5 protein-coding genes are annotated in these 9277 nt (G+C 63.9%); 2 read left to right on the top strand and 3 right to left on the bottom strand.

What is annotated here, in order from left to right; translation table 11 throughout:
- Positions 1-1724: hypothetical protein (locus tag Q0996_RS21435; protein ID WP_322096776.1), on the top strand; the 1724-nt coding region annotated here is incomplete at its 5' end.
- Positions 1725-1830: 106 nt separating this feature from the next.
- On the opposite strand, the gene Q0996_RS21430 is transcribed toward Q0996_RS21435, so the two are convergent.
- From Q0996_RS21430 to Q0996_RS21420, 3 genes are all read right to left on the bottom strand, one after another.
- The gene (locus Q0996_RS21430; RefSeq protein WP_299624697.1) at positions 1831-2940 is read right to left on the bottom strand and encodes a TAXI family TRAP transporter solute-binding subunit; all 1110 of its coding nucleotides are present in this window, start codon (positions 2938-2940) and stop codon (positions 1831-1833) included.
- Positions 2941-3126: 186 nt separating this feature from the next.
- The gene (locus Q0996_RS21425) at positions 3127-3882 is read right to left on the bottom strand and encodes a response regulator (protein WP_299624693.1); all 756 of its coding nucleotides are present in this window, start codon (positions 3880-3882) and stop codon (positions 3127-3129) included.
- The gene (locus Q0996_RS21420; RefSeq protein WP_299624691.1) at positions 3879-6275 is read right to left on the bottom strand and encodes an ATP-binding protein; all 2397 of its coding nucleotides are present in this window, start codon (positions 6273-6275) and stop codon (positions 3879-3881) included. Before Q0996_RS21420 ends, Q0996_RS21425 begins: the two co-directional genes overlap by 4 nt.
- 263 nt (positions 6276-6538) lie before the next feature.
- On the opposite strand from Q0996_RS21420, the gene Q0996_RS21415 reads away from it, so the two are divergent.
- A complete protein-coding gene (locus Q0996_RS21415; protein ID WP_299624688.1) occupies positions 6539-9271 on the top strand; it encodes a molybdopterin-dependent oxidoreductase in 2733 nt (910 codons plus the stop codon).
- Positions 9272-9277: the final 6 nt, after the last annotated feature.

The following is a 9277-nucleotide window of genomic DNA, read 5'->3' as shown; positions in this document are numbered from 1 at the left end:
ATTCTTCTTTCAGAAACTTTATCCTTTTCCTTGGGTCAATCAGCCTCAAAAGCGAATGGCAGCTGCTGCAGGTGGCCCCGAAGCTGACGCTTGCCGATGCCGAGGGGCTGGAGGGCGCGGCACTGCCGCTGCCGCTGGCACTGGAGGCGGCGGAGCGCGACGCCGTGGAGCTGTTCCTCTCGGGTCTGCCGGCGGGATCGAAGCTCTCGGCGGGCACGGCGCTGGCGGATGGGCGCTGGGCTCTCCCGGCAGCGGCGCTTGAGGGCCTGGTGCTGCAGGCGCCGGCCGGCGTGAGCGGGATCTTCCCGCTGCAGGTGGAGGCGGTTGCACAGGCGCCTGGCGGCGACCGGGCGCAGAGCCGGGGCGGCTTCGAGCTGCGTCTGCTGGCCCGGGCGGTGGCGCCGAAGCTGGCGCTCGCCGATGCCGAGGGGCTGGAGGGCGCGGCGCTGCCGCTGCCGCTGGCGCTGGAGGCGGCGGAGCGCGACGCCGTTGAGCTGTTCCTCTCCGGTCTGCCGGCGGGCGCGACGCTCTCGGCCGGCTCGGCGCAGGCGGACGGGCGCTGGGCGTTTCCGGCGGCGGCCCTTGAGGGGCTGGTCCTGCAGGCGCCGGCCGGTGTGAGCGGAGTTTTCCCGCTGCAGGTCGAAGCGGTCGCGCAGGCGCCGGGCGGCGACCGTGCGCAGAGCCGGGGCGGCTTCGAGCTGCGGCTTCTGGCCCGGGCGGTTGCCCCGAAGCTTGCGCTCGCCGATGTCGAGGAGCTGGAGGGAGCGGCGCTGCCGCTGCCGCTAGCGCTGGAGGCGGCGGAGCGCGATGTAGTGGAGCTGTTCCTCACCGGTCTGCCGGACGGATCGAAGCTCTCGGCGGGCGAGGCGCTGGCGGACGGTCGCTGGGCGCTTCCGGCGTCGGCGCTCGATGGTCTGGTGCTGCAGGCGCCGGCCGGCGTGAGCGGGGCTTTCCCGCTGCAGGTGGAGGCGGTTGCGCAGGCGCCGGGCGGCGACCGTGCGCTGAGCCGGGGCGGCTTCGAGCTGCGGCTGCTGGCCCGGGCGGTGACCCCGAAGCTTGCGCTCGCCGATGCCGAGGGGCTGGAGGGAGCGGCGCTGCCGCTGCTGCTGTCGATTGAGGCGGCGGAGCGCGACGCGGTGGAGCTGTTCCTCTCCGGTCTGCCGGCGGGATCGAAGCTTTCGGCCGGTTCGGCGCAGGCGGATGGCCGCTGGGCGCTAGCGGCGTCGGCGCTTGAGGGGCTGGTCCTGCAGCCGCCGGCGGGCGTGAGCGGTGTCTTCCCGCTGCAGGTTGAGGCGGTCGCGCAGGCACCGGGCGGCGACCGGGCGCAGAGCCGGGGCAGCTTCGAACTGCGGCTGCTGGCCCGGGCGGTGGCCCCCAAGCCGGTCCTGGCCCAAGCCCCCGCCCCGGACGACGGATCTTCCAAAGAGGAGGTTGGCGATCAACCTCCTTCGGATCCGCTCGCCATCACGACTTTGATTTCCCAAGGGACAAAGCACTTAACCCTAAAGGATATTTCATCAGCGCGGCTCTACTTTGAGCTGGCGGCAGAACTTGGCTCCGCGCAGGCGGCGGGCCTGGTTGGACTGACACATGATCCGATTTATCTTAAAGAAGTCGGCGTACTGGGAATGTCGGGAGATAAGGATAAGGCGATTGAATGGTACCGGCGGGCCCTTGAAGGAGGGGATGAGACCTTTTCATCGAACCTGTCTCGACTTAAGTGATCATCTCACAGGACGAAGGTCGGACGGCGCCACGACTGCTTATCCGCGGCATCCAGGCTAGCTCTTGCACCGTAAAGCAATGTGAGCACGCAGTTTCTTTGACGGTCTACTGCGCCCCTGCGTTCTTCCATTGAATGAAGAGCTGAAGGAGTTGTTCCTTTTCTTTTTCGGTCTGGAATTTCTCTGCCAGGTTCGGCGAGGTGTTGTTCAGGAACTCTGCAAAGGCGTCTCTAACGCTTTTCGAATCCAGCAGCGCAATTGTCTCGAGCATTTCTTCCGCGGGCCCAAAACGCTGCCAGCCAGGCACCTCGGCGGTGAGACTAACCTCACGCCACTTGGGGTGACGCGGCGGGAATTGAAACTTGGCGAATTCCTGAAAGAACGCCTCCACAAACCGTGAAACCTTGTTGTACCGAACGCCGCCCTTCTTCCAGTTGTAAACCGCGAGGACAGCACCCACAGCGATTGTTTTCACGCGTTCGCCGTCCTCCAACAGATTGGGGTAGTCTTCCCCGCTGAACTGCGCCGGCAGATAGATTTCCAGCAGTTCGGGCGTCAAGGGAACCTCGAGGATCCGTAGGCCGCTCCCTGCATCGATGTTTTGAAGCAGTTGGGTGGGCTTGCCGGCGACGTAGACCGTCGCTGAAATCTCACCGCTCTTTATTTTCTCCAGGGCAAGTCCCTGGTCAAAGGAGGCTATTTCCACGTCGATGCCGAGGATGTCAAAAACAAGGCTGGCGGTCATAAATGTGCCACTGCCCTCTACGCCGAAGTTCACCTTCTTCCCGGCGAGGTCGCCTATGTCGGAAATATTACTTCCGGCGAGCAAATGAAATTCTTCATTGTATAGTTTGGTGATATAGCGAATTCTTTGGTCTATACTTGGGTGTTTGTTCTGACTTTTAATGAATTCGAATACATCAGATTGAACGATACCAATATCTATTCCTTTGAGATACAAGATGTCATCGATGTTCTGAACAGATCCCTTGCCCATGATGGGCAGCACGCGGAGGTCATAACCATCATCGAGCACAGAGGCCAAATCCGTCGCGACACGAATGTATGTGCCATTAATTCCACCGGAAATTACTGAAATCGTGCCTCTATTTATCTTCTCGCGCCAAATATCTGCGTTTTCTTGTGCAAGTAACCCCGAAACCGTTGAGAAGAAAACGATAGTTGTGATGCATAGGGCCAGAATTTTATTTGGCATGCGACGTCTCCCGTGAACTGCACGGAAATTAGTCTAATGAGATGTACTTTGTTTTTCTAGCGGTTATTGCCTAATTTCGATCTCTGGTTGGTCTCCATCGACCACTATCACGCCGACGATGTGCGCTGCGGCTATAGTCACGACTGCGCGGGTTCCGCGCGAACTTGGCACATCTTGGCAGCGACTTCAGCAAGGTCTGCAGGGGATCTCCGCGCTGAAGAGATAGCCGGCGCCGTGCACTGTGACGATCCACTGCGGAGACTTCGGATCAGCCTCGATGTGTTTTCTCAGCCGGGCGACCAACACGTCGATCGAACGGTCGTTGTGAGACCACTCGCGCTGACAAATGCTGCGGGTCAGCGAGGCCCGGTCCAGGACCTCGCCCGGGTGGGTCAGGAAGACGGCAAGCAGCCGGGTTTCGGCCGCGGTCAGTTGACGGGCTGTGCCCTCCATGATCAGGCGGCGCGTCGTCTGAACCAATCGGAAAGGACCGTGCTCGATGTCCTGCGTTCGCGCCGGCAGTAGCGAGACCTCGCGCGCGACGAGGAGATTGCGGATGCGCAGCAGAATCTCGGAGGCGCTGAACGGCTTGGCGACATAGTCCTGGGCGCCGAGCCCGAGCCCCAAGGTCCGATCGTGCTGGTCGTCCATCACACTCAGGATGATGACGGGGCAACCGGACTTCTCCTTGACCGTCTGAAGTAGCAGAAGACCGTCGGCGTCCGGCAGCCGGCGATCCAGTATAACGAGGTCCCAGGGGCTCTGGCGCAGCCGCTGCTCGGCCTCTTCCGAACTGTTGGCACCGCTGACGTCGTATCCCTCCGCCAGGAGGGTTTCGCGCAACAGCACCTGGACGACCGGATCGTCGTCCACCACCAGAATGCGGTTTGCATGGCGGCCTCCGATCGGACGCCGCGGTGTGGGGGCTGCCTGCGGGATCATCCGGCAACCTCCGCCGCCAGGATGCGCGCCTGGCCCGGCGCCTCACGCAGTTGCGGGCCGAGGCGCGCCTGCCATGCCGGAAGATCGGGCTGATTCTGGCCGTAGCGGCACTCCATTTCCAGATCCCGCAGCAAAGCGGCCAGGTCGGAAATCCCCATCACCGCGCAGCTGCTGGCGACGCGGTGGGCCTGCTCTGCCAGGCGGTTTACGTCGCCGCGTTCCATCGCGCTGCGGAGCTTCGCAACCTGGTTGTCCCACTGAGCGGTGAAGGCTTCCGCCATCGCGTCGACAACGCGCGGCGACAGTTCCGCCAGGCTGCAGGGCGTGTCCAGCTTCTGTGGGCCGGACGGAACCGCCGACGGCAGGGGCCCCGGTGCCCGCACGGCGGCAGCGAGGTCCGCGCCGGCGATGGGCTTTGCCAGCAGGGCATCGAAGGGATGGCCGCCGTCACAGGCCTTCTCCACCATATCCGCATTGGCCGTCAAAGCGACAAAGCGCGGACTGGCCGACTTTGCCAGGTTGTTTCGAAGGCTGGTGACCAGCGTCGCGCCGTCCCCATCGGAAAGGTGGTAGTCGACGACGAAAATGTCGAAGGTGCCGGCTTTGGCGCAGGTCAGCGCCTCTGCAACGCTCGCCGCCTCGGTGACCGCGATGCCGTCGCGCCTCAACTGATCCGCGGTCACCATCCTGCTGATCTGATCGTCATCGACCAGCAGGCAGCTGAGTTGCTCCGTTGCGGGGAGGGCGGATGACGCTTCGGGCCGCGTGATGGGGTCTGTTGCGGCGTTGTTGCGGAGGTAGTCATAGGGAAGGTCGAACCAGAACGCCGCGCCCCCGGCACGGCGGTTTCGGAAGCCGATCGTCCCGCCCATCGCCTCCACCAGCCGCCTGGAGATCGCCAGGCCCAGGCCGGCGCCGCTGCTGCTCGCCGTGCCGGGCGAGCGCGCGCCGAAGGGCTCAAACAGCATCTCCGCATCGCCGGGCAGGATGCCCGGGCCCTTGTCCAGGACTTCGAACCTCAGAAAGCGCTGTTCCAAGACCGACCGGCGCCGCCGCACCGCAATGGTCACCCCGCCGCCGCCATCGTGGCGGATGGCGTTGGAAACCAGGTTGGTCAGCACCTGCTGCGTCATTTCCCAATCGATCACGACGGAGTGCGGCAGGTTGCCGGCAACGGAGAGGGCCATGGGCACCTTGGCGCGGCGCGCCCAGACCGAGGCGAAGTGGCCGTACTCCCTGAGAACGGCGTCCAGGCGACAGGCTTGCGGCGTGGGCTGCGGCGGCCTTGCCTCGAGGCGCGAGAAATCGAGCACCTTGTTCAAGGTCTGCAGGAGGTGACGGCCCGCGGTTTCGATTGCGTCGACGTAAGGCCCCTGGCACTCGTTGTCGGCTTCGCGCAGGAGCTCGCTGGCGCCCAGCACGCCATGCAGGGGCGTGCGGATCTCATGGCTCATGGTCGCGAGAAAAGCCGACATGGCGCGGCGCGCGCGCTGGGCGTCCTCCGTTGCGCGGCGATGGGTGGTGACGTCGTGAAGGATCACGACGTAGCCGAGTTCGGTGTTGTCGAGGGCGTCGTGGATGCCGCGTTCGCGCAGGTCGAAGCACATCGGCCCCCGGCGTGTGTCGAGCCAGATCGAACGGTCGTCGCCTTCGCCGGCGGGCGCCGCCATTCTCAGAACCTCTTCCAGCGGTGTCTTGCGGCCGCGCATGGAGGTCAGATAGACGATTTCGCCGGCATTGGCCTCGCCGACGAAGAGCTCCGCGGCTGCCTGATTCGCGTTCACCAGCCGCCGCTGCCGGTTTAGCAGAAAGGCCGGATCGCGCAGGCTTTCGAAGACGGAGAAATAGCGGTCCTTGTCCAGCGCCACGCTCCGCGCCCGCGCCTGCAACTCCATCAATCTCTCGTCCTCGGTCGCCTCGGCCCAGTCCGCTCCGACGCTCAGCTCCGCCGCATCGAAGAAGCCCTGCAGTTGGTCGCGGGCCTCGCCGGCAAAGGCGGTCTCGCCCGGCAGGTCGTCCAAGGTGGCCAGGTAGAGATCCCTGAAGTGCTTGAAGAGCCCGAGGTAGAGCTGCAGCGTCACCCCCATCGAACGGTGGCGCTTGGCGACCTCACGCATCAGGGTGAAGCGCGGATCGCGCTGAAAGTCGAGTTCGGCCTCCGGTTTGACGATCACAGCCGCTTCGCTGGCAAGATAGCTTGCCAGGCATTCGTTCAGCGTATCGATCGCCTCGATCCATGCCGCCCGGATCGTCGTGGTGTACTGGGCGTAGCCATAGTCCTTGGCAACCTGGATCGCCCGGTCTACCAGCACGTCACGCTTGCCGCGAAAGAACCCGGGCAGCACGGCCGAACAGTCGGACAGCGCAGCCTTGCCCGTAAGATCCTGATCCATAGTGCATGACATCTTGGTGCTTTTGGGCCGGCGACGGCCCCCTCCCCAGATGTTCTTGATTGCCCCAACTACAGCACTCCTTGCGGATCGCCGCAATCGTGCAGGGGGTCCCGATTACATTCGGTTTACATCTTTTCACATGACCATAGCCTTTCGGATCGTGCTTCTGGCTATCCTTTCCGGAACGAATGCGCGTCGTCGCCAGAGGCAGAGCTGCCCATAGCGGCTTCTGAGAAGACGGCCGGCCAAGTGGAGGAGAGAGCATGTTGCGGGTCAAACGCCGCGATTTCCTGAAGGCATCGAGTCTTGCCGGCGCCGGGGTTCTGGCGGCGAACAATGCCTGGTCGCTCAATCGTCTGGAGCCGATCGGCGATACCTTGGACGAGGAATACCCCTATCGCGACTGGGAGGACCTCTACCGCCGCGAGTTCACCTGGGACAAGGTCGGCAAGGCGGCCCATTGCATCAACTGCGTGGGCAACTGCGCCTTCGATGTTTTCGTGAAGGACGGGATCGTCCTGCGCGAGGAGCAGTTGGCCAAGTACCCGCAGATCAACCCCAACGTGCCGGATGCAAACCCGCGCGGTTGCCAGAAGGGCGCGATTCACTCGTCCGCGATGTACGAGGGCGACCGGCTGCGCTATCCGCTGAAACGCGCCGGCGAACGCGGCGAAGGCAAGTGGCAGCGGGTCTCCTGGGATGAGATCACCGAGGAGATCGCCGACAAGATCATCGACATCTTCGAGAAGTACGGGCCCGGCAAGCTGATGACCCATACCGGCTCCGGCAACCTCTCCATGGTCCGCCTCGCAGCGCCCTACCGCTTTGCCTCGCTGCTGGGCGGGGTGCAGCTGGATATCTTCACCGACGTCGGCGACCTCAATACCGGCGCCCATCTGGCCTACGGCAATCCGCTGGAGAGCTTCACCTCCGACGCCTGGTTCGATGCCGACTACATCATGATGTCGCTGTTCAATCCGAACGCGACGCGCATCCCCGACGCCCATTATCTCTGGGAGGCCAAATACAACGGTGCGCGGGTAGTCTCCGTGGCGCCGGACTACAACCCGTCATCGATCCACGCCGACCTCTGGCTGCCGATCAAGCAGGGCGCCGATCCGTTCCTTGCCATGTCCTTCGTCAACGTGATCATCGAAGAGGGGCTCTACAAGCCGGATTTCGTCAAGGAGCAGACCGATCTGACCGTCCTGGTGCGTCAGGACAACGGCATGCTGCTGCGCGAGGCCGACTTCAAGGACGGCGGCTCGGACCAGGTCTTCTACCACTGGGACCTGAACAGCGGTACTGCGGTCGCCGCAAAGGGCTCGATGGGTTCCGAGGACAAGACGCTGGCCCTGGGCGGCGTCGACCCGGCCATCGAGGGCAGCTTCGAGGTCGATGGGATCGCCGTCACCACCGTCTTCGAGAAGGTCCGGGCCGAGGCGGCGAAATTCACGCCGGAGGCGACCGAGGCCGAGACGGGAGTCGAGGCTGAGACCGTCCGCCGGGAGGCCCGGCTCTTCGCCGGCGCCCGAAAAGCGATCCTGATGAACGGCTTCAACATCGGGCGCTATTCCAACGGCATCTTCACCGGCTGGGCCCAGGTTCTGATGCTGGCCCTGACCGGCCACGGCGGCAAGGCCGGCGGGCTCGATACATCCTGGATCGAATGGAACCACGGCAAGCTTCTGGAACTCGCCCTCTTCGGGTTCCAGAAGTTTCCGCGCCTGGAGGCCGGCGGCCTCGGCGAGTTCCTGCGCGGGCATATGATCGATCATGCGCGCCAGCACTTCGACAACGAGAAACTCAAAGCCCGCGTCGGTTTCGACATCGACGAGATGGAAGCGATGATCGAGGAGTCCGTCACCGAGGGCTGGATGCCCTACCACGGCGACATGAAGGGCCTGATCTCCATTGCCGACAATAAGTTCCGGCGCAACAAGCACGCCGACAAGTACCGCGAGCGGATCCTCGAGGAGGTCCAGGAGCTTTTCGTCAACATCAACGTCCGGATGGATTCGACCGCGGAGTGGGCCGACTACCTGCTGCCGGCAGCCAGCCACTACGAGGCCTGGGACCTTCGCTCCGTCGGTTTCCACCGCTTCGTCAACGTCTTCTCCCGGCCCGTCGACCCCATCGGCGAGGCAAAGCCCGACTGGGAGATCATGGTGCTGCTGAGCAAAAAGATTCAGGAGCGCGCCCTTGCCCGCGGTGTCGGCGGCTATCAGGACGGCAACGTCAGCCGCGATCTGCACACCATCTACGACGACTTCACCATGGGCGGCACGCTGCTGAGCGACTACGACGCCACCAAGTGGCTGGTCGACAACAGCGCCGAGTTCGGTGGCGTGAGCCTGGAAGAGGGGGCCGAGCAGGGCTTCTTCGTGATGAGCGCAGAGGGCGGCGCCAACCAGCCGATACCCGCATCCGAGCCCTACAATCCCTTCGTCGCCCAGGTCGAGGGCAAGAAGCCTTATGACACCCTGACCGGGCGCATCACCTTCTACTGCGACCATCCGCGCTTCATGAAGCTGGGCGCGGCAACCCCCACGGCGCGCCACCATGCCGGACGCGAGGCCTCGAACTATCCGCTGTCGTTCTATTCGCCGCACACCCGCTGGGGCATTCATTCGAACTGGCGGTCGAACAAGTACATGATGCGGCTGCAGAGGGGCGAGCCCAACATCTACATCAACCCGAATCTGGCCGCCGCCCGCGGCATCACCGACGGCGGCCGGGTCCGGATCTTCAACGGTATCGGGGAGTTCTTCGCCCAGGCCAAGTTCTATCCCAGCATACCGGAGACCTCGATCATGATGGAACACGGCTGGGAGCCCCATCAGTACGAGCAGGGCAAGCCCATGAACAACGCCATGGCGACGCTGATCCAGCCGCTGGAGCTCTGCGGCGGATGGGGCCATCTGGGCTTCAAGCTTTGGAAATACAACGCCAACCAACTGGCGCACGAGAGCAGCGTGGATGTCGAGCCGGCCTAGGCCGAT

The sequence above is a fragment of the Pelagibius sp. genome (assembly GCF_028289705.1).
In the GTDB taxonomy this organism is placed as follows: domain Bacteria; phylum Pseudomonadota; class Alphaproteobacteria; order Kiloniellales; family Kiloniellaceae; genus Pelagibius.
The sequence above is the reverse complement of the archived record's forward strand: the minus strand, read 5'-3'. Positions and strand labels throughout refer to the sequence as shown.

Coding starts and splice junctions, on each gene's coding strand:
- Q0996_RS21430 (WP_299624697.1), bottom strand. CDS start 2,940: ATGCCAAATAAAATTCTGGCCCTATGCATCACAACTATCGTTTTCTTC.
- Q0996_RS21425 (WP_299624693.1), bottom strand. CDS start 3,882: ATGATCCCGCAGGCAGCCCCCACACCGCGGCGTCCGATCGGAGGCCGC.
- Q0996_RS21420 (WP_299624691.1), bottom strand. CDS start 6,275: ATGGATCAGGATCTTACGGGCAAGGCTGCGCTGTCCGACTGTTCGGCC.
- Q0996_RS21415 (WP_299624688.1), top strand. CDS start 6,539: ATGTTGCGGGTCAAACGCCGCGATTTCCTGAAGGCATCGAGTCTTGCC.